Annotated in this window: 23 protein-coding genes; 7 read left to right on the forward strand and 16 right to left on the reverse strand. The window is 69.2% G+C overall.

The window, feature by feature from the left end:
- Nucleotides 1–538: 538 nt before the first annotated feature.
- The 3 genes from ACN27D_RS35575 to ACN27D_RS35585 all read right to left on the reverse strand — a co-directional run bounded on the left by ACN27D_RS35575 (nt 539) and on the right by ACN27D_RS35585 (nt 3,077).
- On the reverse strand, nt 539–2,134 hold the full coding sequence (locus tag ACN27D_RS35575; protein WP_053065535.1) for a 3'-5' exonuclease: 1,596 nt from the start codon (nt 2,132–2,134) through the stop codon (nt 539–541).
- Nucleotides 2,131–2,361: a hypothetical protein gene (locus tag ACN27D_RS35580; RefSeq protein ID WP_047894662.1), complete on the reverse strand. Its 231-nt coding sequence runs from the start codon at nt 2,359–2,361 to the stop codon at nt 2,131–2,133. Before ACN27D_RS35580 ends, ACN27D_RS35575 begins: the two co-directional genes overlap by 4 nt.
- Before the next feature lie 74 nt (nt 2,362–2,435).
- Nucleotides 2,436–3,077 carry a hypothetical protein gene (locus tag ACN27D_RS35585; protein ID WP_152748367.1) on the reverse strand — a complete coding sequence of 214 codons (642 nt, stop codon included), beginning with the start codon at nt 3,075–3,077 and terminating at the stop codon, nt 2,436–2,438.
- 494 nt (nt 3,078–3,571) lie between these two features.
- On the opposite strand from ACN27D_RS35585, the gene ACN27D_RS35590 reads away from it, so the two are divergent.
- A complete protein-coding gene (locus tag ACN27D_RS35590; RefSeq protein ID WP_152748384.1) occupies nt 3,572–4,096 on the forward strand; it encodes a DUF5956 family protein in 525 nt (174 codons plus the stop codon).
- Nucleotides 4,097–4,210: 114 nt separating this feature from the next.
- Here ACN27D_RS35590 and ACN27D_RS35595 read toward each other — a convergent pair whose 3' ends face one another.
- The 7 genes from ACN27D_RS35595 to ACN27D_RS35625 form a co-directional block, all read right to left on the reverse strand.
- Nucleotides 4,211–5,011: a hypothetical protein gene (locus ACN27D_RS35595; protein ID WP_278091383.1), complete on the reverse strand. Its 801-nt coding sequence runs from the start codon at nt 5,009–5,011 to the stop codon at nt 4,211–4,213.
- Nucleotides 5,012–5,285: 274 nt separating this feature from the next.
- Nucleotides 5,286–5,654, reverse strand: coding sequence for a hypothetical protein (locus ACN27D_RS35600; RefSeq protein ID WP_152748382.1), 369 nt, complete (start codon nt 5,652–5,654; stop codon nt 5,286–5,288).
- Nucleotides 5,651–6,385 carry a recombinase family protein gene (locus ACN27D_RS35605; protein ID WP_278091384.1) on the reverse strand — a complete coding sequence of 245 codons (735 nt, stop codon included), beginning with the start codon at nt 6,383–6,385 and terminating at the stop codon, nt 5,651–5,653. Before ACN27D_RS35605 ends, ACN27D_RS35600 begins: the two co-directional genes overlap by 4 nt.
- On the reverse strand, nt 6,382–6,666 hold the full coding sequence (locus tag ACN27D_RS35610; RefSeq protein ID WP_047891557.1) for a hypothetical protein: 285 nt from the start codon (nt 6,664–6,666) through the stop codon (nt 6,382–6,384). The genes ACN27D_RS35605 and ACN27D_RS35610 overlap by 4 nt, the downstream gene beginning before the upstream one ends.
- A 389-nt stretch (nt 6,667–7,055) precedes the next feature.
- Nucleotides 7,056–7,520, reverse strand: coding sequence for a hypothetical protein (locus tag ACN27D_RS35615; protein WP_147427345.1), 465 nt, complete (start codon nt 7,518–7,520; stop codon nt 7,056–7,058).
- A 532-nt stretch (nt 7,521–8,052) separates the two neighbouring features.
- Nucleotides 8,053–8,721 carry a PP2C family protein-serine/threonine phosphatase gene (locus ACN27D_RS35620; RefSeq protein ID WP_082171253.1) on the reverse strand — a complete coding sequence of 223 codons (669 nt, stop codon included), beginning with the start codon at nt 8,719–8,721 and terminating at the stop codon, nt 8,053–8,055.
- Nucleotides 8,722–9,137: 416 nt separating this feature from the next.
- Nucleotides 9,138–9,626, reverse strand: coding sequence for a hypothetical protein (locus tag ACN27D_RS35625; protein WP_047891560.1), 489 nt, complete (start codon nt 9,624–9,626; stop codon nt 9,138–9,140).
- A 461-nt stretch (nt 9,627–10,087) separates the two neighbouring features.
- Between ACN27D_RS35625 and ACN27D_RS35630 the strand changes: the two genes are divergently transcribed.
- Entirely contained in the window at nt 10,088–10,516 is a 429-nt protein-coding gene (locus tag ACN27D_RS35630) for a helix-turn-helix domain-containing protein (RefSeq protein WP_047891591.1), read from the forward strand.
- A 4-nt stretch (nt 10,517–10,520) separates the two neighbouring features.
- Here the strand turns inward: ACN27D_RS35630 and ACN27D_RS35635 are convergent, their stop codons facing one another.
- The gene (locus ACN27D_RS35635) at nt 10,521–11,132 is read right to left on the reverse strand and encodes a phosphoesterase PA-phosphatase (protein ID WP_047891561.1); all 612 of its coding nucleotides are present in this window, start codon (nt 11,130–11,132) and stop codon (nt 10,521–10,523) included.
- Between the two features lie 455 nt (nt 11,133–11,587).
- Between ACN27D_RS35635 and ACN27D_RS35640 the strand changes: the two genes are divergently transcribed.
- Nucleotides 11,588–12,019: an ImmA/IrrE family metallo-endopeptidase gene (locus ACN27D_RS35640; RefSeq protein WP_161801616.1), complete on the forward strand. Its 432-nt coding sequence runs from the start codon at nt 11,588–11,590 to the stop codon at nt 12,017–12,019.
- Nucleotides 12,020–12,032: 13 nt separating this feature from the next.
- On the forward strand, nt 12,033–13,277 hold the full coding sequence (locus ACN27D_RS35645; protein WP_047891562.1) for an MAB_1171c family putative transporter: 1,245 nt from the start codon (nt 12,033–12,035) through the stop codon (nt 13,275–13,277).
- A gap of 94 nt (nt 13,278–13,371) precedes the next feature.
- On the opposite strand, the gene ACN27D_RS35650 is transcribed toward ACN27D_RS35645, so the two are convergent.
- The 5 genes from ACN27D_RS35650 to ACN27D_RS35670 form a co-directional block, all read right to left on the reverse strand.
- Nucleotides 13,372–13,758: a hypothetical protein gene (locus ACN27D_RS35650; protein WP_152748220.1), complete on the reverse strand. Its 387-nt coding sequence runs from the start codon at nt 13,756–13,758 to the stop codon at nt 13,372–13,374.
- A gap of 119 nt (nt 13,759–13,877) precedes the next feature.
- Complete coding sequence (locus tag ACN27D_RS35655) at nt 13,878–15,260, reverse strand: hypothetical protein (RefSeq protein WP_047891564.1); 1,383 nt, start codon at nt 15,258–15,260, stop codon at nt 13,878–13,880.
- Nucleotides 15,261–15,513: 253 nt separating this feature from the next.
- Complete coding sequence (locus ACN27D_RS35660) at nt 15,514–17,310, reverse strand: hypothetical protein (RefSeq protein ID WP_278091386.1); 1,797 nt, start codon at nt 17,308–17,310, stop codon at nt 15,514–15,516.
- A 469-nt stretch (nt 17,311–17,779) separates the two neighbouring features.
- A complete protein-coding gene (locus ACN27D_RS35665) occupies nt 17,780–18,067 on the reverse strand; it encodes a hypothetical protein (protein ID WP_047891565.1) in 288 nt (95 codons plus the stop codon).
- A gap of 122 nt (nt 18,068–18,189) precedes the next feature.
- On the reverse strand, nt 18,190–19,179 hold the full coding sequence (locus tag ACN27D_RS35670) for a hypothetical protein (protein WP_235437421.1): 990 nt from the start codon (nt 19,177–19,179) through the stop codon (nt 18,190–18,192).
- Nucleotides 19,180–19,601: 422 nt separating this feature from the next.
- Between ACN27D_RS35670 and ACN27D_RS35675 the strand changes: the two genes are divergently transcribed.
- The 3 genes from ACN27D_RS35675 to ACN27D_RS35685 are packed head-to-tail and all read left to right on the forward strand — an operon-like array spanning nt 19,602 to nt 21,637.
- On the forward strand, nt 19,602–20,531 hold the full coding sequence (locus tag ACN27D_RS35675; protein ID WP_235437422.1) for a MinD/ParA family ATP-binding protein: 930 nt from the start codon (nt 19,602–19,604) through the stop codon (nt 20,529–20,531).
- A gap of 3 nt (nt 20,532–20,534) precedes the next feature.
- Nucleotides 20,535–20,891 (forward strand): hypothetical protein, encoded by a 357-nt coding sequence (locus ACN27D_RS35680; protein WP_235437423.1) that lies wholly within the window; start codon nt 20,535–20,537, stop codon nt 20,889–20,891.
- 29 nt (nt 20,892–20,920) lie between these two features.
- A complete protein-coding gene (locus ACN27D_RS35685; RefSeq protein WP_421501239.1) occupies nt 20,921–21,637 on the forward strand; it encodes a hypothetical protein in 717 nt (238 codons plus the stop codon).

Raw genomic sequence — 21,637 nt, forward strand, 5'->3', positions numbered from 1 at the left:
TCTGGTGTGGTGTGTGGTTGGGGGGGTTCGCCGTCCCCCTCCCTCACACTTAAAATTCTAGCACACTTGTGGGGTTGGATGGGTGCTGACCTGGGGTTTTTTCGTGCGTTCCCGTCTGAGGGGAGATCCATCCCGGCGGCCTGGTCGTGACCGACCACGGTCGGGGTCGGGGGTGCAACCGGGGTGTGGTTGCGGCCCCGGCCCCGGCCGTGGTTGCCCTTGTGGCAGGCCGGTGGGATGGATCGGGGAGGGACCATCCTGGAGCCTGCCTCCCCGGCGAGGGGACGCGGTCCAGCGGCGGGACGCTGGTCCGGCTGAAGGCCATCGGCCCGCAGGGCCGATAGCGCGGGCACCGCGGCCGGGGGAGAGGCCCCGACAGCCCGAACCCGGTGATGCCGCCGGCATCACCCCACGAACCGGCCGGCGCCGGCGGGCCCGTGGCCGTGGTGGCGACTGGACGCGCAGATGGCAGGGCGAGGGGGCCCACCGGTGGGCCCCCGCCCGGTCACGGCGGGAGCAACGGCCGGTGGGTTGTGGGTCAGCGGCGTGCAGCTTGGGGTTGGTGGGCGGGGGCTGTCATGGCGCACAGCAGGTCGTACGCGGTTTGACAGTCGCCGAGGGCGCGGTGGCCGCCGCCGAGGGGTAGCCAGCGGCGGCGTAGTTGCCAGTCGGAGCGGCGGCCCATGAGGCAGGACCAGCGGTCCGCGTCGCCGAGGTGGGCCGGGTTCAGGTCGTCTCGGCGGGCGTGGCGTAGGACGGTGGCGTGGTCGAAGTCGGCGTTGTACGCGAGGACGGTGCGGTTGTGGGTGACGGTGAGCAGCTCGGGCAACACTTGGGCGAGGGGTGGGGCGTCGGCGAGTTCGGTGTCGGTGATGCCGTGTACCCACTGGGCTTCGGGTTCGACGTCGCAGCCGGGGTTGACCAGGGTGTCGAGCAGCGTCTCGCCGGTGGCGGCGTCGATGACGGCGACTTCGACGATGTAGCCATGAAGGCCGGTGGTTTCGGTGTCGAGGATGACCGCGGCACCGGGTTCGCGCATCGCCCGTGCCCAGCGGATCGCGGCGCCGGCCTCGGTGGCCACGGCGATCTCGTGTCGGTGGGCTTTGAGGTGTGGGTGCGCGGCGATCGCCTTGGTGACCTCTTTGACGGTCGGGGCGCCGTCGACGCGCTCGAAGTCGATCTCCCACCGTCCGGCGCCGCGGTGCCACCAGGCCCACACCTCGATGCCGTGCCGCGAGCCGAGCTCGGACACCCACCGGCGGATCACCGCGGCCCGGTCGACGGGTCGGCGGGCCAGGTGCCGCAGCGGTGACGGTTCTCCGGCCTTGACCGCGTGCACGGCTTCCCAGTCGATACCGGGGTGCTCGCGCAGCTCGTCGAGGTCGCCGATGCGGTACAGCGGCACGCTGACGTCGCGGTAGCGGGTGATCTCCACGGTCGTGTGGGTCTTCGGCGCGATCAGGTCGGCGGCGAGCAGGTACTTGAAGTCGGTGGGCCGGATCTCCAGGTACTCGGCGGCCTGGTGGGACATGAGCAGCCGGTCGACGCGTAGCTGCTCGGCCAGGTCATCATCGCCGGCGAGGGCGTCGAGGTCGGCCTTGGCGTACCGGTTCGCGCGGCCGGGCCGCAGGCCTCGCTCGCGGGTGATCTTTTCGAAGTCGGCCTTGCGCCAGCCGAGGTAGGCGGGGGCGTCCCACGCGCTGATGCTGGCGGCCGTCCATGCCTGGCGATTGGCGACGATCCCGGCGAGCTGGTCGACGTCGACGGCGTCCAACGCTTTGCAGTCCCACAGCGGCCACTCCTTGTACCAGCTGGACACCGCGAGCGCGCCGGCGTCGGCGAGGGCTTCCACGTCGGGTTTGTCGACGGCCAGGCCGGTGCGCTCGGCGAGCCGGGCCGCGGCTCGGTTCCCGCCGATCGGCGCCTCGTCACCGACGGCGGCCACGATCTGCTCGCGGCGGGCGGCGACGTCGTCGGCGACCGCTGCGGACCAGCGCCGCCCGGCGACGTCGGCGGCCGGGATCAGCCCGGCCCTGGTGGCGGCGTCCCACTGCCACTCGGCCAGGCCGGTGTGCCGCAGGACCTGCACCGGCCCGTAGTCGGCCGGGTTGCTCGTGGTCGAGGTTTCGGTCATCGCCGCCCCCGACGTCGCTCGATCGGCCGGCCCACGACCGCCGGCACCCGCACCGGCCCCGCCGCCGGGGCGGCCGGCCAGTCCGGCATTCGCAGCACCGCGTAGACGTGGGCGAACCCGCCACGGTCCTTGGTGGTGCCCACCTGCACTTCGATCCCACCGCCGGCGAGCCGGTCCAGCAACGCGCGGGCCTCCGCCGGGTCACCCTCCACCCTGATCTGCAACATGACCCCCACGGTAGACCGGCCACACCCGACAGTCAAACAGCAAAAGCGCAGGTCAATCGCGGTTTCTACGCTGGTTAGGTTTCTACCTTTCCGGCGTTGGTGAGGGCACATTCGATGGCCTGGCGCAGCACCTTGCCGGTGGTGATGACCTGGCCGATGAGCAGCTCGCGCTCGCGCAGGTCGGCGTGGCTGGGGCCGGCGCCTCGCCACCGGGCGGCGGGGTTGTGCAGGTGGCCGCGCCAATGGTCGCCGTGCTGGTCGTACCAGGCCTGCAACTTGGCCACGGCCGGCCGGGAGGTCCAGTAGCAGGCCCGCACGAGCAGCTCGCCGACATCGTCGGGCAGGTGCAGCGCCACCCGGGCGTCGAACACCTCGTCGTGGGTGCCCCACGGCCGTCCGCGCCGCTGCCGTGGCACCGGCCGCCACCGCCGCGCGGTCCACCCGCGCTCGTCGAGCAGCCCTCGCAGCGCCGGCAGCACATACGCGGTGCGGGTCCCGACCAGCGTCCCGGCCTCCCGGAGCCGGTCGAACTCGACGTGCAGCGCGTCGATGAGCTGGTTGCGGGCCGCCACCGGCAGGTCCTCCGCAGCGGCCCGCCGCGCCAGCTCCTTGCGGCGCTCGGTCCACCACCGTCGCTCCACCTCCCGGGCCGCTTCGACGGCTTCGGCCAGCGCATCCGCCATCGGCCGTCGCACCCGCACATTAAGCACACGCATGCAGCCACTATAAGAGCAGCTCATCAGCTTTCTAGCGTCCTGTTAGGTGGTTACCTTTCCGCCGACCGAGTAGACGAGCTGCTTCGTGCCCGGCTGGCATCGGCACCACCCGCCCGTACTTGCCCGACGAGCCCCGCTCCGACCAACCCCGGACGGGCGGGGTAGCGGGGCGGCACGTGGGTCGACCGCGGCCTGAACCCGCAGCCCTGTTGGGCCCGCCCGTAGTTTCCAGACCAAAAACAACGGTAAGCAGTTGATCTAGGCGCGTACCTGGGGTGCGCTGCCAAAGGGAGCGGGTTGCAGGGGAGACTTTTCGCCGTTTCCTGCGATCCCGATAGGTGGGATGCGAGATCAGCGGCGGCGGCTGACCGCCGAGGACGTCCCGACCTCATTACGCGGCCGGCCTACTGCGCCTGCCCGAACCCGCTGGCTGACGTCGCCTGAGCTGGTCCAACAGCGGCGCCGCCTGGCGGGCGCGGTCGTACAGTGCGGGGGTGACTATCGCCTACGACTGGGGCGTGGACCAGCCCCCGGATCCGGCCGCCGAGGACGCGGGCGAGGCGGCTGGGCTCGGCCCGGAGCAGCTGCCGGAGGTGCGGGAGCTGATGGCGCGGGGCTGGCAGTTGGCCCCCGACGCGCCGCTGTACGCGTTCCTGCCGGCGGTGTGGCCGCGCGTGCTGCGCACGTGGGTGCCTGATCGGGCCACCCGTTACGACACCTGGTACGAGCAGGACCCGAAGACGCACGCCGTTCTGCGCACGGAGACCCGCGAGGCCGGTCCGGCGATGATGGCGGAGATCGACGACGACCATGACTGGACCCTGGCCCGGGTCGGTATCAGCGGGCGCCCCCGGGGGCGTCTCTGGCTGCTCAAGCCGCCGCCCGGGTACGACAGCGTGGACGCCGTCCTCGACCAGGTGTGGCACCGCGCGCAGCAGCAGGGCATTGAGCTGACGTTGAACGAGCCGTTCGTGCAGTTAACGGCCCGCACCGTGCGCGGCGAGGCCCCGCCGCCCTGACTCACGCCGTGTGCCCTGCGGCAGGAGGCGTCATCTTGCTGGTTTGATGCCGCCGGCATCACGCAGAGCCGGGCGGCCGCGAAGGCGGCCACCCGGCTCTTGATCGGTGCTGGTTCAGGCCCAGGGGACCTGGTAGTAGCGGCAGCCGGGGCTGACGGTGCACTGGTTCCAGCGGCCGGTGTGGATGGTCGGGGCGTAGAACAGCTGCGAGTAGCCGGAGGCGAAGAACGATCCGTAGTTGTCGTCGCGGTACTTGCCGCTGCCGGCGGTGAGCTGGCTGTTGTAGTAGTAGCCGGTGGTGCTGGGCTTGTCGCTGCGCCAGCTGCCGGAGCTGACGTAGGCGAAGTAGAACGGGTTCTGCCCGCAGTAGCCGTCCGGTCCGGTGACGTTGGTCCGGCAGTTGTTGGTGAACTCCTGCGGCTGCATCTGCGGGCCGTAGTCCCAGATCAGGGTGTTGCGCCACCGCGGCCGGGTGCCCTCGAACGCCTGACGGACGATGAAGTCGAACGCGCCGATCACGCCGGCGGCGTTGCCGTAGGCGGCGTTGCCCTTGACCTCGGCGATGTAGTTGCCGCCCACGGTGCGCCCGCACACCGATCCGGACTCGCACCAGCTGTCGTAGTCGTCGGCGGCGACGCCCACCCGCTCGGCGACCGGAGCGGTCTGCTGGAAGTCGTCGGCCACGATCGTGGTGGTCGGCTTGCCGTTCGCGCCGGCGGTGGTCAACGCCCCACCCATGCACGTCCAGGACGAGGGGCGCTGCGTCTTCGCTTGCGCCACGCAGGCCTGCAACCCGGTCCCGGCCGGGCCGGTCAGGCCCTTCCACGACGGCGCGGCCGACGCCGCGCCGGGCAGGACCGCCGCGATCGACACGACCGTCAGCCCGGCGGCGAGTAGTGCTCTGGTGATCCTCATGAGACCTCCCTAAGGCTCCTCGGTTACAACCAGACACCGCACCGCAACCATCAGCGACGATCGACAACAAGGATCGATAGCGGCAGATCCTGCAACTTGCACCACCGGTGACCGAGCGGGTCGTCGCGCTGACATATGCCGATCCGTCCGTCACCCCGGCACCTGCCCGGACCAGGTGTTTCACGCCTGCCTTAAACAGCCACCCGTCACTACGTCGCCTGCCCCGGGCTGCGACCAGGCCCGGCCTGCCGGGTCACGTACCACGGACAAACCACTAGCACCGCAGCGACCGGGACGGCGAAGGCTTCGCCGCACACCGTGCGTCGGCGCCGGAATCCGAGCCGCCGGAACCGGTGACCGGTGCAGATGACCGTGGTGTCGGCGGGCAGCTCGTCGCCGATCGCGCGGGCTGGGCGTGCTCGCACGCCTCGCACACCGCTTCTGGTGGCGAGGTGGTGAGTGTTCCGTCGCTGATGCTCATGACCTTCTGCACCCGGGTGTGCGCGGTGACCTGGCCGCAGCCGTCGCAGGCGAGGTAGAGCACGGGAAGCGGTTGCGGGCCGGCGCGCAGCTCGCGCCAGAGGCTCCTGGCCAGCTCCCGGGCGAGCCGCCAGCCGGCCGGTTCCGTCTCCCTCGGGGTCACGACCGGGCTGGTTCCTGGTTGAGCAGGGCGTCGTACGGGCGCAGCGAGGGCGCGGGCCGGGTGTCGGCCGGCAGCGCGGCGATCTGCGCCGCCAGGCGTTCCCGGGCCAGCTGCGGCGGGACGAGCGCGGGCAGCGCCTTGTACAGGGTGCTGCGGGAGATCCCGAGCAGCTTCGCGATCGACGAGATCGACCGGTCCGGCTCCGCCAGGAGCTGCATCGCGTAGGCGACCTTCTCCGGGGTCATCGCCGGCGGGCGGCCGAGGCGTTGGCCGCGGGCGCGGGCGGCGGCCAGGCCCTCGTTGGTGTTGGCCACGATGATCGTGCGGATGAACTCGGCCAGGGCGGCGAAGACGTGGAAGACGAACATGCCCCCGGCGGTGGTGGTGTCCAGCTTCTCGTGCAGTGACTGGAACCCGACCCTGTGGCGCTTGAGCCGGCCCACGATCGTGATGAGGTCCTCCAGCGAGCGGCCGAGCCGATCCAGCGACACGACGGTGAGCGCGTCGCCGGGACGCAGGTACTCGAACGCGTCGTGCAGGCCCGGCCGGTCGGCGTTCTTCCCGGATGCCTTGTCGAAGAAGCACTTCGCGCACCCGGCCGCGCTCAGCGCGGCCTGCTGCCGGGCGAGGTTCTGCTCCCGGGTAGAGACCCGGCCATAGCCGACGAGCACACCCGCCAGTGGAGTGGGCGCCAGCAGATCGCCGCCTTCGGGCGGGAGGGCGGCGGTCACCGGTGGCCAGCCTGGAGACGCTCGACCAGCCAGAAACCCCGGCAGTCGCCGCCGTCGGGCAGGTAGACGAGCAGGCCGTGTTCGTCGTCCCACTCCAGATCCCCGGGCCGCCCTTCGCCGGTGTCCCGCTCGCGCAGCACGTCGACCTGTTCCTCGGTGAGGGTGACGGTCCCGTCGCCGTTGTCCGTGCCGGCGGTGGCACCATCGAAGTGCTCCGGGTCGGTGAGCCACGCGGCCTGCTCGGGCCCGACGGTGGCCACGTACTCGGTGCCGTAGGTCATGGCGTTCAGGGTGACCGAGAAACCCCCGTCGCCTTGTTGGACACGCCGAGGTTTCCGGACAGGTTTTCCGAACGCCCTTGATCGGCCGAGGCGCCCGTTTTCGATCTTGTTCGGGAAACGACCGATTCCCAGACAGTTTCCCGCTCCAGACCTGGGTACACTTGACATTCGTCGCGACGTGCCCCGTCACCGGCAGCAGGGCCCGATCGATGCGCATTGCCGGGGGTCGTGTTGTTGACGGTGCGATGCCGCCTCTGCCGCGCCGCACCGCGACGACGCGCAGCGCGGCCGGCATCCGGGGGGTGGGTGCCGGCCACACGCTGTTTCGGTCTCCCCGGCTATCGCGCTGCACCCCGGGCTCGACCGATCGGCGATGTCGACGTGACGTTCTAGCGTGTCGAGTCGATGAGGTCGAGTTGTTGCAGGGCGGTCCGGCCGACCCACGCGTCGCGGACGGGAAACGCCCCGGAGCTCACGACGGCGTCTCGCAGAGGTTTGGCCCAGCTATGTTCGAGGAGAAGCACGACCGCTCCGGTCCCTGCTGGCATGGAGTCGCGTAGCTGTGGGATGTCGTCGCCTTTGAAGAGGTAGCCTCGCCCCCCTGAGGTGCTCTCTCCCATCACTGCTGATGAGCCGGATTCACGGAGCAGCCTGCCCAGCAGGTCACCGGAGTGCGTTGAGTTAAGGGGAAGCAGGTCAGGGCTCGGCTGCTGTTCGATCGTGCGGTTGCGGTGCTTAAGGATGGTGAGCACGTCGAGCACCCGTATCTGATCATTGGCGAGCAGGTCCTTCAGTTCCTTGCGCACCTCGGGGGGAATCTGGTCACTCTTGAATCCGATCATCAGCATCTGCACGGGCCCGATCACTGGTTCCCCCGATCCCCTGGATGCCCTCTCGCCACGATCGCGCGGCGGATCCCGTCCCGCTGCGACGGATGGTAGTCACGCGCGGGATAGGCGGGCGGCAGATGCGTCTTCCCTCCCGCTGGCCTGTCAAACGAAGCTGCTGGCTGGGGGAGCTGACCGGTCACCGGCGTACTTTGCCCCTGCCGGGTGCTGGCTTCAGTTGCGCTTGTGGATGATGTGTTTGAGGCGGCGGGGACGCTGGGGGATGCCTACGGCGAAGCCGGCGTGGGACTGGAAGACCTACGAGAGATCACCGTGCGACCAGCACACCGCGACCCCTCGTCGACCCCCGCGGCCCGTGACGCCGGCACCCTGCGACATCGGCGACTAGGAAGCCCGTGCTCGCGGATCACGACCACCGCCTGGTGCGGCCCTTGCGGGAGAGAGGCAGGTCGTCAACGCTGGCGGCACGTGCAGTCGCTGCGCCGGCGGCGTGCAAAGCCATCACCGGCACCTCCTTGTAGCTGACGATCAACGTGGCTCAGGTAGACGCCGCGGGCAGTGCGGTGGCGTCGGCGTCGGGCACGTGGAGCACGAGTAGAGCGATGTCGTCGTCGCTGCTGGCGGCGTACCGGTCGAGCAGGTGCTCGCACACTTGCTCTGCCGTCAGGTTCTGCGTACCGGTGAGGGCGGTGGTGAGGTCGGCCAACCCGGCGTCGAGCAGCTCCCCGCGGCGGTCGATGAGTCCATCGGTGTAGAGGACCACCGTCGAGCCGGGCGCCAGCGTGATGGCGTGATCGGTTCGCGTGGCGTCGGGGCTGACGCCGAGCATCACCTCTGGCCGGGTGCGCAGGAGCTTGGCGGTGCCGTCGGGGACGATCAACACCGGTGGTGGATGCCCGGCGTTGGACCATCGCAACGTCTGAGGCCCGCCCGTGTGATCGAGGCGGGCCAGCACTGCGGTCGCGAACGCGGTGACCGCCAGGGTACGCATAGCGGTGTCCAGTTCACCCAGCACAGCGCTGGGTGGTTTGCGCAGTGTGACGGCGACACCGCGGAGCAGGTTGCGAACCGCTCCAGATCCTCCACCGACGGCGGACCCTCGAAACACCCGTACGCCGCGACCTGCCGCGCCGACAGGAACGACCTCTCGTTCCCATCTCCGACCTGCTCGCCCACACCAAACATGGACGATCAAACTACGCGACATCCACCACGTCCAATACCCCCTCCGCCGGACCTGACCTCAACCCAAGTTCTTAACGCCAGTTTTCGCAAGATCGTTAGTCGCGGGCCTTCCTCCGCCGAGAACACATCCTGAGTCGCCACAAACCCACCACCCGAGCATCGACCGTCACCGAACGGGACGGGACGCTACGGCTGGGTGGAGAGCTTGATCAACCCTCAGTTCTTAGCGTTGTTTTTGGTCTGGAAACTACGGGCGGGCCTGTTGGCTGCCGGGTGGCATGCCGCCGCTCGCACCCAACGCCATACCCTCGTCATGATCGGGACCCCGGGCGTGAACGACGACGGCGCCCGGCAGGTCGCCACCGCTGCGCCGGTGGCCGGGAACCCGATGCCGGCGGGATCGGCAGCGGGGGAGTGATGCCGCCGGCATCGGGTCGTTCAGGCGGTATGCAGTGACGAGGTGAGGACGTCGGCAGTTTCGTGGAGGAGCGCCGCGAGCTGATCGGCGGTGTCGGGCACGGCCTCGCCGGGGAGGGGGTCGAAGGCGAGTGCGGCTTCGGCTACGAGGGCGGCATGGTCGTGCAGTCCGAAGTCGAGGCTGCCGTGGTGTTGGGCGCGGTGGGCCAGGGTGGCGGCAAGGCTGCGGGCGATGAGCAGGGTCCACGCCGGTACCGCGACGAGCTGGTTGGGGTCGTACGGAGCGACGGTGTCGGTCGCGTGGTGCCGCTTCGGGGGCAGGCTGACGGCCAGAAGTCGTGCGTGGCCGGGGCATTCGATGGCGTGGTCGGGTCCGGCGCGGTAGGCGGCGCGGGAGGCGGCGTTGAGGGTGTCCCATCGCTGGTCGCCGGCGCTGTGGGAGCAGTCCAGGCAGGTGTAGGTGTAGCGGCCTGGGACGGTTGGCGCGTGTGTCGCTGTGCTGGTGGGCATCTCCGTTTCTCTCCCCGTGTCTGTTGTTGCGGTTTGTGCAGGGTTGGAGAGCGGGTGTGGTGGGCCTAGGGTGTGAGCCCGAGGCCCACCACGTGTGCCGAGTTGCGTGGGTTGACGGGACCCCCTTGATGCGCTGTGACCGTGCCGGCTTCGTCGTACCCCCTCCCGCCGGCCGCCTTAGCTCGTGTGGAACGGGCTGAGGCGGGTTTGCGCATCCCCCGATCCGCCCTCCCTTGTCGCGACTGGCACTCCGGTGCCCGACGCACCGATTCGGGTTTCGACACATGTTGATGTCGAGTGCTGCTGTTGTTTCACTATGGTTGTCCGCTACGGTGTCACTGCCACAAGAGTGGTCGGGCGTAGTCAGTCAAGCACGATCATCCGATCTCTGCAACTATTGTGGCACCGAGAGTCAATATCGCCACTGTTGTGGTGTCCTGGGTTGGTCGGGAGGGGTGGTCATGGCGGACCCTGGGAGGGCCAGTGGTTCGACGTCCTTCGCGGCCCGGCTGCGGCGGTTGTTCGAGACCCATCTAAAACCCGGCGCGGACCGCTCCTACACTCCGGATGAGGTGGCCAAGGCGACCGGATTGTCGACCAGCTACCTGAACTACCTGCTCAGTGGCGAGCGGGACAATCCTTCCCGGTCAGCGATCCAGAGTCTGGCGAACTTCTTCCGGGTGGAACCGAACTACTTCTTCGACTCCGTTGCGAAGAGCGAGGTCGGCGATCTGGATGTCGACCCTGATCTGGAGACGATCACGGTGCTTGCGCGGCGGATGCCCGCTGGTCCCTCCAGGGCGGGTCTGCGTGCGATTGTCGAGCAGGTGGCCGCGTTGGAGGCGCAGGGCAAAGCAGGGCGGCGGGGTCGTCCGGACGCCAAGGCGTAGGCGGTTAGCTGAGGACGAGGTAGGCGGGGATCGCGACCATCGCGCCGACGCCGACGCCGGCTGTCACTTGAGCCAGGGTGTGCTCGCGCAGGCGGACCCGCGACCATCCGACGAGCACCACCACGGGCAGTGACGCGAGAAGCGCGGGACCGAATTCGATCACGAGGACGGCGGCGGAGCCGGCGGCGACCGCTGCGTGGATGCTGAGTTTCCACACGAGGTTGGCCGCGGTGACGGCCAGGCCGATGGCGAACATGACGACGACCATGGCGGTGACGGGTCGAGGAGCGTCGAGGGTCACCATCAGGGTCAGGCCGACGAGGACAGAGAGCAGCCCGTAGATCAGCGGTGTTTTTCGCTGTTCGCGTACTCGGATGTGATGGTCGGTGAGACTGCCTCGACGCACTCGCCACCAGATCAGGGTGTTGGGGATGACGGAGCAGAACACGGCGCCGACGAGAGCCCAGCCGAGACCGAGGCTGACCGGTGAGGTGCTGTGGACACCCACGATGACCGGCATGGCCGCCGCCAGTAGAGCAGGGGCGAAGACCTCGGTCACGACGCGCGCCGCCAGGCTCGCGGGTTGCCGTACGGGGTTGTCGATGACGTCGTGCACCCCCGCATTGTGCCTGTCCCGGCTGACGCGTCCGGCGCGGGTCCGGGCGGGCTGCGTGCGGGTAGCTGCCTGTTGATCTGTGGTGCAGCTCTCGCCGGGGGAGTGGCAGCACCGACGTCCGACGGTGACGCGAATCGATCTGACAGGGTTTGATCGGATCTGGCCCTACGCACACCGTGAAACTTCCACGAACTTGGGCTTTGCGGTGGTGACGCGGGGGGACGCGCCTGGTTATGCTGCCTGCTTGCGCTTGCCACTATTGTGGTTCTCCGGCTGGGCCGAGCGACTGAGTGTCCGATCAGGACAGGTTGGGCGGGTGGCACGAAGGGGTCTGTGAGTTGAAGATCCACACGGGGGAGTGGTGGAAATCGATGTGGGGTCGACAACGTCGGATACAGCGTCTGGTCCGAGGGCTCGATGTGACCCTGCCGGCACCGTTGACTGTGCATGGGTTGATGTCGGCGCTGGAGAGGGCGCGCGGACGTCGGATCCAGCTCGCCGCCATGACGATCGACGACCAGACGCCGTGCGGCCTGTGGGTAGCCACTGCCGAGACCGACTACGTGCTCTACGACCGTGGCGCCTCACCGGTGCTTCAGCGTCACACGATCCTGCACGAGCTGATGCACATCGCCCTGCGGCACACCGGGGAGGGGGTGGTGCCCATCGACGGCCGCCTCGTGGATGCTTTCGGTGCGGCGGGGGCTCGGGTGGTCCTGGCGCGGTCGGCGGCGACGTTCGAGCACCAACAGGAGCATGACGCGGAGCTGCTGGCCACCTATCTGGGCGCGCGGTTGAACGGAGGCGAGCAGGTTGGCTCCTTCGACCAGTTGGGGGACGACACAGCGGCGGTGATGTATCGGATCGCGGCGACGCTGACCGACTAGACGGGGGATTCGCATGGTGGTGGCGGCTGGCCATATCGTGGCGGCGCTGATCGCCGCGGTGGCGCTCGTGATGAAGCTCGGGGCGCTGCGCCGTGACCCAACCAACCCGAAGATCCTCGCCAGTGTGGGGATCTGCCTGGGATGCGGGATCGCCGTCACCGCAGGCTGGGCCCCCGTGCATAGCTTCATCGACAGGTCGACGGGTGTGCCGAACCTGGCCAAGCTTGTCGAGCACGGATCCGCGCTGGTGACGGCTACCGCAATCCAGTTCCTGTTTCTGCATTTGGGTGGGCCGCAGCGGGCGCTGCGGTTGATGCGGCGGCGCCTGGCGTTCTTCGCCGTGGTGCTCTCGGTGATGGTGGCGATGTTCTGGCTTGCCGACTTTCCGGCGTCGGAGCCGCTGCACTTCGCAGAGCGCTACGGGAACCTGCCGCAGGTCTCCGTGTACATGCTCGCGTTCCTGGCCTATCTCGGGGTGTCCGTCGTGGACATCCTGCGCATGTCGCATGGTTACGCGAAGTACGCCGGCATGCGTCTGCGAACGATCATGCGACTGCTCAGCGCCGGAGCGTTGTTCGGGGCGGGGTTCGTGGCGCACAAGGCGCTGTTCATCGGGCTGAAGCTGGCTGGTGTATCGCCTCCGTGGCCTGAGCCCATCGTGACGCAGACGCTGATCACGATGTCGGTAGCGCTGATCTGTTCCAGTTTCGTGTTGGCGACGTTCTGGAAGACGGTCGACGGGGTGCGCGCCTGGCCCCGCAAGAGCACGATGTTCCGTGATCTTCACCGGCTGTGGTACCTGCTCTATCAGGCGGTGCCGGACATCGTGTTGCATCCGCCCCGCCGACCGCACCGCGACTCGTGGTGGGTGTGGGGTGCCGGGCAGCAACTGTACCGGCGGTGTGTGGAGATCGGCGATGGTTTGCAGGCCGTGGGCCCGCTGGACGAGGAGGTGGCAGCGGCTGCGCACCGCCGGGCGGTAGAGGCGGGTTGGGACAGCGTCCGAGCCTGCGCCGCCGGCGAGGCCGCAGCGATCCTGGTCGCCGTGGGACGGCTCGAAGCTGGCCGTGTCACGCCGCAGGAGGTGGACCCGGGGCTGGAGCCCCAGCCGGCGAAGGCCACCGACGCTGATGTGGATGCCGACGCACGGCGCCTCGCGTTGATCTCGATGGCACTGTCGGAAGAACTGGTGACTGACACGGCAGCGGAGTTCTGCCCACCAGGAAGCCTTAGCTCAGCGGCTGGCGGCGGCGGGTGACAGGTTGGGGGTGATGCCGCCGGCATCACCTCCAACCCACTCCCCTCTCCCCTGCCCTGGTAACCCCGGAGGGCGTCAGTGAGAATTTTTCACGTCAGTTCGGGGCGGTGAACAATGTGTTGATCAGCGGTTCTCCCTGAAGGACTTCGATCAGCGGTCTCCCCTCGACTGTGCGACGGCGTCGTGGTGCGCGGGGGCGAAAGGCTCGCTCAACCTGGTCAAGACACCAGAGCAGCCGCTGGCTGTGGTGCTGGCGATGCCGTGCTTCGGGTTCGATCTCATCGAGCTGGCGGGCGTCGCGCTCGGCGAGTTGGTATCGGCGTCTACAGCCTCGGACGCCGTGTTCGGCCAATGCTTCGCGTACGGCCAAGCGCACCTGGTAGGTGGTTGCCCGGTCGAAGGTGTCGGTGATGAACAGAATCTGAGCAAGCGTCTGTCGGTCGAGCTGCACGGTCAGCTTGACCGGCGCCGGTTGCGGCACGGAGGTCTTCCAATCGCGTGGTGAAGATAAGCCTTGGTGGGGGGCGCATTGGGGCGCGTCGTGGTTTATCGTCAGCGAGGAAGGCGCTGCCCGTTCCCCCGTGCGGGCAGCGCCTGTTTCTATGTCGTGGGTTCTGCTCCCGTGCCGGCTGCTTTTCGTCGAGCCCGTTGGCCTCGGGGCGGCTCGGTTCGGTCGCGGGGCTGCGGGCCGGTGTCGTCGGACTGCTGCTGGGCAGCTCTCAGCTCGGCGATCTGTTGTTCGTACAGTTCACGCAGGTCCCGGATGCGCTGTTCGCCGTGGGCTCGTTCGGCGATGAGTTGGTCTTGGGCGGCAGCAAGGTTGGCGTTGGCGGTAGCGAGCTGCTGCATCGTGGTGTTGTGCTGCCGGGAGACCTGGTCGTACTCGCCGCGCAGGTTGGCCAGTGCCTGCTCTGCTGAGGTGCGGGCGTGGTCGGCAGCGGACCGATCGGCTCCGGCGGTCGCGAGGCGCGCCTCGGTCGTAGTGAGTCGGCCGGCGAGATCGTTTGCCCGCTGGTGGGCGGTGTCCCGCGCTTCGACGGCGGCGTCCCTCGTCGCTGTCATGGCGGCGAGGTCACGACGCAGAGCGTCCACCTGGTCGCGGAGTTGGGTCGCCTCGGCGATTCGTTCGTCTCGGGCCTGTTCCACAACTGCGAGGTCGGCCAGGGCCCGTTCGGCTCGTTCCGTGGCTCGGGCGGCGGTGGTGTCTGCCTCGCGCTGAGCCGCGAGCGCCGCGTCTCTGGCGGCTTCGGCAGCGGTCTTCGCGGAGGTCGCAGCCTCGGCACGTCGGTTGGCGTCCTCGGCCGCGCGCTCCGCCTTCTGGCGGCCAGTCTCGGCGGCACGCTTCGTTTCCAGGGCCTCGTCTCGCGCGGCCCGGGCCTTGTCCGCGTCGGCGATGGCTGTATCGCGTTCAGCCTCGGCGGCCTTGCGCGCTACTTCCTCCCGTTCGGCGCGCTGGTCGCTGTCGTCGGCTCGGCGCAGCGCCGCTTTGCTCTGTTCCTCGGCCGCCGCGACCTGCTGCACTGCATGCTCGGTTGCCTCTTGGGCGGTGACCCGGTGCTCCTCGGCCTGACGCAACGCGTCGTCGCGCTCGATTTGGAGATCAGCCGCGACCCCGTCGGCCTCCTGACGGAGGTCCTCGGCCCTACGGGCACGGCGTTCGGCGTCGACGGCTCTGCGCTCGGCGCTGGCAATGAGTTCCGCAGCCTCGGTGCGGACAGCCGCGATCTCTTCGGCCGCGGTGCTGGGGCTGGCGAGGGTGGAGAGTTCCGCGACTGCTCGGGTGACCTGGGATTGCAGGTCAGCCATCGTCTTGGTGATCTGCTCCCGCACGATGTCGGCTCGGTCAGTGGCCATGCTGAACGGCCGGGATAAGGAGTCTGGGGTGATGCCGGCGGCATCGCCGCGCCTGGCAAGCCTGTTGCGTTCGGCATAAGCGGTGTTGCGGTTGTGCTGTACCTCCTCCCCCCTACTGTCGGTCTTCACCTTGAAGCAGTAGCTGTTCGGCCTCGACTGCCCTGGTTCCCGTGGCTTAACCGGATCTCCGCAGTTCGGGAAGAGGCACGCCGCGTGGTCCGGGTCGGTGCACCACCCGTCATCTTGGGCTTCATCAGCGCACTCGGGGTGCCGGCACGTGCGGGCCGGGGCTGACGGCAATGTTTCGTCACTCACGATTCCATCATATCAAACGTTCTGACGTTTTAACGCGCAAACGACCAAACGTTTAAACGTTACAGCGTTAGATGATTTGTATGTCGAAGGCGGTGGCGAGAACCGCTAGTGCGTGCGCTTCGGCGTGTGTGTCGATGTCGCCGGCTGTTCCAGGCGAGGGCTCTTCCGCCCAGTCCGGTGGCCACCAGAGAGGTTCGGTCGGTTCCGGGTTCGCGGCGCGGCGGCGCTCGGCGAAGCGGTCCAGCGCCGCCCGCCACAACCGTCGTTCCCGGCGGTGCCTGGCGTCGATTCGCGCTAGATGCGCCCCAGCGTCGAGGGTTTCCCCGGCCGCCCGGGTGCTCGCCCTTCCCTCTCCCCACTCCGTTCCAGAGCTAGCGGTTCTCGGAAGTGCCCGAGCGAGTCCGAGTCGAACGAGTTCGGGCAGCAGGTTGTAGGTCTCAGAGCGGCTGACGCCGGCCGCCACGGCGATCTGCGGGGCCGTGCCGCTCGCTCCGGCAATGAGCGCCTGGTGGATGCGCCAACCGGTCGCGCCGAGCAGCGGTCGCGATCGCCGGGCTCGGTCGCGCACGCCGAAGACGGCCGGGATCGGTCGGGGGTCGGGCCACGTATCGGGGTCTGCGGCGAGGTGGCGAAAGGCGGTCGGGATGACGAGTTCGTAGAGGTCGCCGTGCGTTCCGCGTCCGGCCGAGACGCGCCGCACGACCCTCTGTTCTGCTGGGAGGTCACGCAGCTCGCGCAGGATGGCCGCCGCGGTGGTGTGGTCGATGATGCCGGCACAGGCCCGGGAGTAGGACCGGGTTCCCGCCTCGACGTAGCGCCGGCCCACGCGCCACCCGAGCCAGGCCATCCCCGACAGCAGCACGCGGGCGTTGTGCCTTTGTTTCCCGGTGACCAGATGGTCGAGGCTCACAAGCACGACCGCGAGCCAGCGACGAACGAAATCACAATCAGTGACCTCTCCCCCTGCCCCCCCGGTGTAGTGGGTTGCTTGTGGGGCTTGTGTGGACGCGCTGATGGCGGCCCGTTGCGCCTTGTGCCACTCTGCGGCCAGACGGCGGCGCCAGCGCGTCCCGTAGCGTCCGGTGTAGAGGGTGAGCAGGCCGGACCACCGCCCGGTGTCCAGGTTGTGGAGGACATCAGCGTGGGAGTGGCCCCGTGCGGCGGCGGCGCAGAGGACGGCGTAGCAGGCCTCTGAGCGGGTCCATGGGCGGCCGTCGTGGGTGGTGTGGTCGGCGGGCCACACGCCGTGCTCGGCGATCTGGGTGTGCAGGGGGCTGAGCGGCCGAGGTCGGCCGGCCTGCAGAACGTGTGCCGTCGCGGCGGTGGGCTGGTCGTCGGGTGCTAGGTCGCTGAGGAGGGCCAGGGCGCGGGTGACGAGATCGGCCGCTGATCGTGTGGTCACCGCCTGGTACGCCTCGGGCAGAGGGGTGGTCAGGCGGCGGAACCCTCCGTCCTTGCATGGAGATCCGGGAGCGGTGAGGCAACCGTCGTCGGGGTTGACGGTGGAGCTGATGTCGAGGGTGGGCCAGAGGCGGCGGCAGGCGTGGGCGAGCTGGCGGGCTTGGGCGAGAGTGACGGGGACTGCGAGGGGGATCCAGACATGGCGGCCGCCGCTGGCGGCGACATCGCAGATGGGCCGGCCGCCGAGCTGCCGGAAGAACTGGGCGGCGTCGGCGGCGTGGGCGGCGACGGTGGCGGCGTCGTGCTGGTGGCCCTTGGCGTCGAAGTCGAGGCCGAGGACCCAGGCCACTCCCCCGGTGTAGAGCCGCAGGGCGGCGGGCCGGTCGGGCAGCTCGGTGGTGAGCCGCTGGTCGTGTGGGTAGATGTGGCGGCGTTGGGTGCGCGAGTAGCGGCGCAGCCGCATGTAGGGGCTGCGGGTGAGGTGGGGTGTGAGGGCTCGCCAGGTGTGCTCCGCGATTTGACGCGGGTCACTTCCCGGCGGGCTTCCTAGGTTGCTAGGAGGAATGGTCTGGGGCGGTGATGCCGAGGGCATCGCCGGGTGGTCGGCTCCCGCCGGCGTGAGGCCGGGGAGAGAGGTCTGGACCGCGGGCACGCGGTGACACGCCGGGCCGATTTCGGACAGGCTGATGCGTGCCGGCGGGGCAGGTGCTACCGTCATGGCAGCGACGCCTCCACAGGCATAGCGCAACTCGGTTCGGGACCTCCGGCGGCAGGCAACCACAAGGGATCTCGGACTGAGTGCTGGTCTTCAGTTGTGAGGTGGCCGAGCTGCGACCCTCGGCCTTACCTCGCTGGTGCGCCCCGGTTTCGTACCGGGGCGTTCGTCATGTCAGCGTCTGGCGAGATCCTTTCCGTGGTGAGCTGGGCATCTGTCAGGCGGCGTAGGACGCGCTGCGGGGCAGGTCGACCAGGGGTGCCTGCTCGGTGGGCTTGGTGGCCCAGACGGGTAGGCCGTCGTCGTCGACCGGCATCCGGGCGAGCAGTTCGTTGATCACTGCCGAGGCGCTGGTGCCCATCGCCTTCATGGCCCGGTCGAGCTTGACGGCGTTGGCCGGTTCGAGCGTCGGGTTCGGCCGCCAGGTGCCGCCGGACGCGGCGTCGTACTGGGGTGGATTGCCCCGCTGGGGGGCTCCGAGGCGTGCTCCTCTGCGCTGTGGCATGTGATGATCCAACCATGCCGGACCCGGTACGTACCACAATTCCTCCGGCGTGTTTTCGGCTTGTGTGGAAGCGTTTTTCGTCGGCTTTCTAGGGCTGTCTAGGTGGGGCGCGGGGACAGTCGTTAGTAGACGGATATGTGGACGTGGTTGGTGTGTTCTCCGCTGGGTCCGGTGCCGCCGAAGGGATTGCGGTAGGAGTGCCATCCCTTGGCGGGGGACCACACCTGCCGGTACCAGATGACGTACATGATTCCGAGCCGGTCGGCGTTGGCGACGGCCCACGCGGCCATGGCGTCGCCGCGTGCGCGTTGGGCTCCGGTGGCGACACCTCCGGAGGTCATCATCCAGTCACAGGCGCGCCCCTTGGGGTGCTCGCCCGGGCCGGACGGTCTGAAGCAGCGGGGGTTGTCGTAACTGGCGGCTTTGGCTTGGGCGATGAGGTGCGCGGTGCGCGGGGTCAGGCAGCCTCGGTTGGTGGTGGGGTCGGGGCGCACGACGCAGCCCTCCTTCGGCCAGGTGCCGTCGGGGTTGCGGGGTGCGGGTTCCGCTGAGGCCGGGGTGATGCGGTCGCAGTCGAGTTCGGTGTCGGCGAGATCGCGCAGGGCGGCTAGGGCGGTGGCGGTGTGCTTGGCGTACGCGTCGGGATAGGCGCTGCGCTGGACGGTTTGTGCTGCCACGGTTAGTGGCAGCCTCTTCCAGTCCGGCACTTTGGACAGGGCGGTGTAGAAGGCGGTGGCGGCGTAGGTGGGGTCGTTGACCTGCTGACGGCTGCCCCATCCGGGCGGAGTTTGCTGGAACAGCCCGCTGGATCCGTGGCGGTCCGGCGTGAGGTCGTTGCGCAGGCTGGACTCCTGTGCGGCCGTGGCGATGGCGATGGCCCAGGCTCGTGGCGGGAGCTGTCGCTGTTGGCCGATGGCGAGGATGGTCCGGGCGTGGCGTTGCTGCTCGGGGTCGAGTCGCCATGCGGTGCCGGTGGAGGTCAGGCAGTCCGTGGCGCTGGCGGCGGCCTGCTGGGGAGTGGCTGCTGTTGTGGTGACGATGATGCCGCCGAGCAGGAGTACGACGGCGGCACCGGCGGCGGCGAGCCGGCTCATCGGCGCATCGCCAGCCATGAGGGCTGCATGCCGCTATAGCACAAGTTCGCTGTTCTGTCAATAGGACGCATCCGGCTCTCGCGTGCCTCCGGGTCGACGGTGTTCCTGCGCCGGGGGGGCGGACTGCCGGGGGCGCAACCGTCAGGTCGTGTAACTCGCCGCATAAGTTGGTACCGTACTCCATGTTGAACGGGGGAGTAGATACCTTGAGCGATGATCAAAGCCGCGAGGTGCTGTTTCCGGGAGCGGAACGAGCCCGGGCATACGGAGCGCCGCCGGAACCGCCGAGCGCGCCAGACGCGGCACCGGCTGAGCGGGCGAAGATACCGCCGGCACCCGTCGTACCTGCCCCTGACCAGGCGGTCGTCCGGCCAGCAGTCCGCAGGGGGCACCGGTCGGAGGGTGGCACGGATCGAGACGGTGAGCGCGGCGGACGGCTGGTGGACGCCCCGGCGGGCGCGGTCGCGGCAGCGGAATGGGGATGGCGGGGGCGGCTGAATAGGTGGACGTTCGGCGCGGCCAGGGTTCCTGCCGGTCCGCAGGAGCAGGCCTACCGGGTGGGCCGGGTGCGTGTGCTCCGGGCGTTCGCGGCGCCGCAACGGGTCGTGGTCGCCAACCCCAAGGGGGGTGCGGGCAAGACACCTGTCACCTTGGGCTTGGCTGCCACGTTGGGATGGTTCCGGGGCGGCTACACCTTGGCGTGGGACAACAACGAGACCCGGGGCACCCTCGGCCTGCGGGCGGAGGAGGCGGTGCACGACCGAAACGTTGTGGACCTGCTCCAGGCGATCGACGGCTTCCTGAACGCTCGTGCCAGCGTTGGGCACCTCGGCGGTTTCATTCGTCCGCAGAGCGCGCATTTCGATGTTCTCGCCAGCGATGACGTGCCCGGGCGGATGGACGTCATCGACGCTGCCGGTTTTCATCAACTCGCCGATGTTCTCGGTCGGTTCTATCGGTTCATGGTTATCGATACTGGCAACAATGTGAGGTCGGCGAATTGGTGGGCCGCGACATCATCTGCGGACTGCGTTGTGGTGCCGACGACGGTGCGGGCGGATGTCGCGGAAACCGGTTTGTGGATGCTGCACCATCTGGCGCGTCTGGGCCGTACTGATCTGGCTCGCGGCGCGGTGGCGGTGGTGTCGTGTGCGGATCCGAAGGTGGATCACGGACTACTGACGGCCATCGTCGAGCGCTACCGCGAGGTGGTGCGCGAGGTGGTGGTATTGCCGTTCGACGCTCGGCTGAGCGCTGGCGACCGGGTGACATACCGGGACCTGGGAGCGCCGCTTCGCCGGTCGCTCCTGATGGCAGCCGTGGCAGTCGTTGACGCGCTGTCGGCAGCGTCAGCAACGAAGGGGGCATGAGGGATGAGCGCACTGCGGACGGTCGTCGAGTGGTGGGCGGCGGTGCCGACGCCGACGCCGGCACCGGGCGGAGGGGGAGTCAAGAACCCGCTGGACGGTGTGACCCCGGACATGGGAGTGCTCGGTGGCCCGTTCACCGCGACGTGGGTACGTGTCGCCGGCGCCATCTGGGCGCTGATGATCGCGGTGGTGGCCCTGTATGTCGGAGCCGGGTTCGTGTCCATGGCGCAGGCTCGCCAGCTGAACAACTCGCACATGATGAGTGAGGCGACCAGCAGCGTGAAGCTGCGTCTGGCGGCCCTGGGCGGCGTGGTGCTGCTGCCGTTGATCATCGGCGCTGTGATCGCCGCGGTGGGGTAGTCGTGACGCGTCGAGGTGCTGCGGCGGTCGTGGTGGCCGTCATCGCCGCAGGGGCGGTGGTATGGCTCGTGCCGGGTGGCCGGGCGGTGATGCCGCCGGCATCACCCCCGGCTCCGCCAACGGGATGGAGCGTAGAGCACCCGCCGGTGGCCGGGCTGCCCCGATCCGAGGTGACACCGGGGGATGGTGCTGCAAGAGTCAGCGAGGGTGTGCCGGTCGGGTATGCCCGCACCGGGCAGGGAGCGGTGCAGGCGGCGACAGCGTGGCTGGCCTTGGTCGAAGGCGCGGCGGGACTGGACGCCTCTCGACGCGAGGCGTTGCTGTCCGCGATCGGCGACGGCCAGTTCGTTCAGGCGGCGCAGACGCGGCTGGCCGCGCGGTCTCTGGTGCTCGGTCTGGATGGCCGGGGACTGTCCGCCCGGGGGCCGGTGATGGCGGTGGTGTGGCTCGACCGCGGTGCGTATCGGGTGGTGCGGTTCTCGAACGGATCGGCGGAGGTCGACATCTGGTACGCGTACACACTCGGCGTGCGGGTGGCCGGCGATCCGGAGGTGCCGCTGCGGTGGCATCGGGCGAGAGCGCAGTTGCGGTGGGCCGCCGCGGAGGGGGATTGGCGGCTGGTGTCGGACCTGACGATCCGGGATGGGCCGGATCCGGGTGTGCCGGAGCCGTCCGCGGTGGACAAGGCCGATGCCCTCGCCGGTGCCGGTGGGGGATGGACGCTGTATGCGACGTCACTGGACTGA

The organism is Micromonospora sp. WMMD1274 (assembly GCF_049179035.1).
In the GTDB taxonomy this organism is placed as follows: Bacteria; Actinomycetota; Actinomycetes; order Mycobacteriales; family Micromonosporaceae; genus Micromonospora; species Micromonospora tulbaghiae.

What these genes read in the sequence shown, in the direction of transcription:
- ACN27D_RS35645 (WP_047891562.1), top strand. Translation starts at nt 12,033, where the DNA reads ATGGTGGTGGCGGCTGGCCATATCGTGGCGGCGCTGATCGCCGCGGTG.
- ACN27D_RS35665 (WP_047891565.1), bottom strand. Translation starts at nt 18,067, where the DNA reads ATGCCACAGCGCAGAGGAGCACGCCTCGGAGCCCCCCAGCGGGGCAAT.
- ACN27D_RS35660 (WP_278091386.1), bottom strand. Translation starts at nt 17,310, where the DNA reads ATGCGGCTGCGCCGCTACTCGCGCACCCAACGCCGCCACATCTACCCA.
- ACN27D_RS35575 (WP_053065535.1), bottom strand. Translation starts at nt 2,134, where the DNA reads ATGACCGAAACCTCGACCACGAGCAACCCGGCCGACTACGGGCCGGTG.
- ACN27D_RS35620 (WP_082171253.1), bottom strand. Translation starts at nt 8,721, where the DNA reads ATGTCGCGTAGTTTGATCGTCCATGTTTGGTGTGGGCGAGCAGGTCGG.
- ACN27D_RS35585 (WP_152748367.1), bottom strand. Translation starts at nt 3,077, where the DNA reads ATGCGTGTGCTTAATGTGCGGGTGCGACGGCCGATGGCGGATGCGCTG.
- ACN27D_RS35680 (WP_235437423.1), top strand. Translation starts at nt 20,535, where the DNA reads ATGAGCGCACTGCGGACGGTCGTCGAGTGGTGGGCGGCGGTGCCGACG.
- ACN27D_RS35670 (WP_235437421.1), bottom strand. Translation starts at nt 19,179, where the DNA reads ATGGCTGGCGATGCGCCGATGAGCCGGCTCGCCGCCGCCGGTGCCGCC.
- ACN27D_RS35630 (WP_047891591.1), top strand. Translation starts at nt 10,088, where the DNA reads ATGGCGGACCCTGGGAGGGCCAGTGGTTCGACGTCCTTCGCGGCCCGG.
- ACN27D_RS35610 (WP_047891557.1), bottom strand. Translation starts at nt 6,666, where the DNA reads ATGACCTACGGCACCGAGTACGTGGCCACCGTCGGGCCCGAGCAGGCC.
- ACN27D_RS35595 (WP_278091383.1), bottom strand. Translation starts at nt 5,011, where the DNA reads ATGAGGATCACCAGAGCACTACTCGCCGCCGGGCTGACGGTCGTGTCG.
- ACN27D_RS35625 (WP_047891560.1), bottom strand. Translation starts at nt 9,626, where the DNA reads ATGCCCACCAGCACAGCGACACACGCGCCAACCGTCCCAGGCCGCTAC.
- ACN27D_RS35640 (WP_161801616.1), top strand. Translation starts at nt 11,588, where the DNA reads ATGTCGGCGCTGGAGAGGGCGCGCGGACGTCGGATCCAGCTCGCCGCC.
- ACN27D_RS35580 (WP_047894662.1), bottom strand. Translation starts at nt 2,361, where the DNA reads ATGTTGCAGATCAGGGTGGAGGGTGACCCGGCGGAGGCCCGCGCGTTG.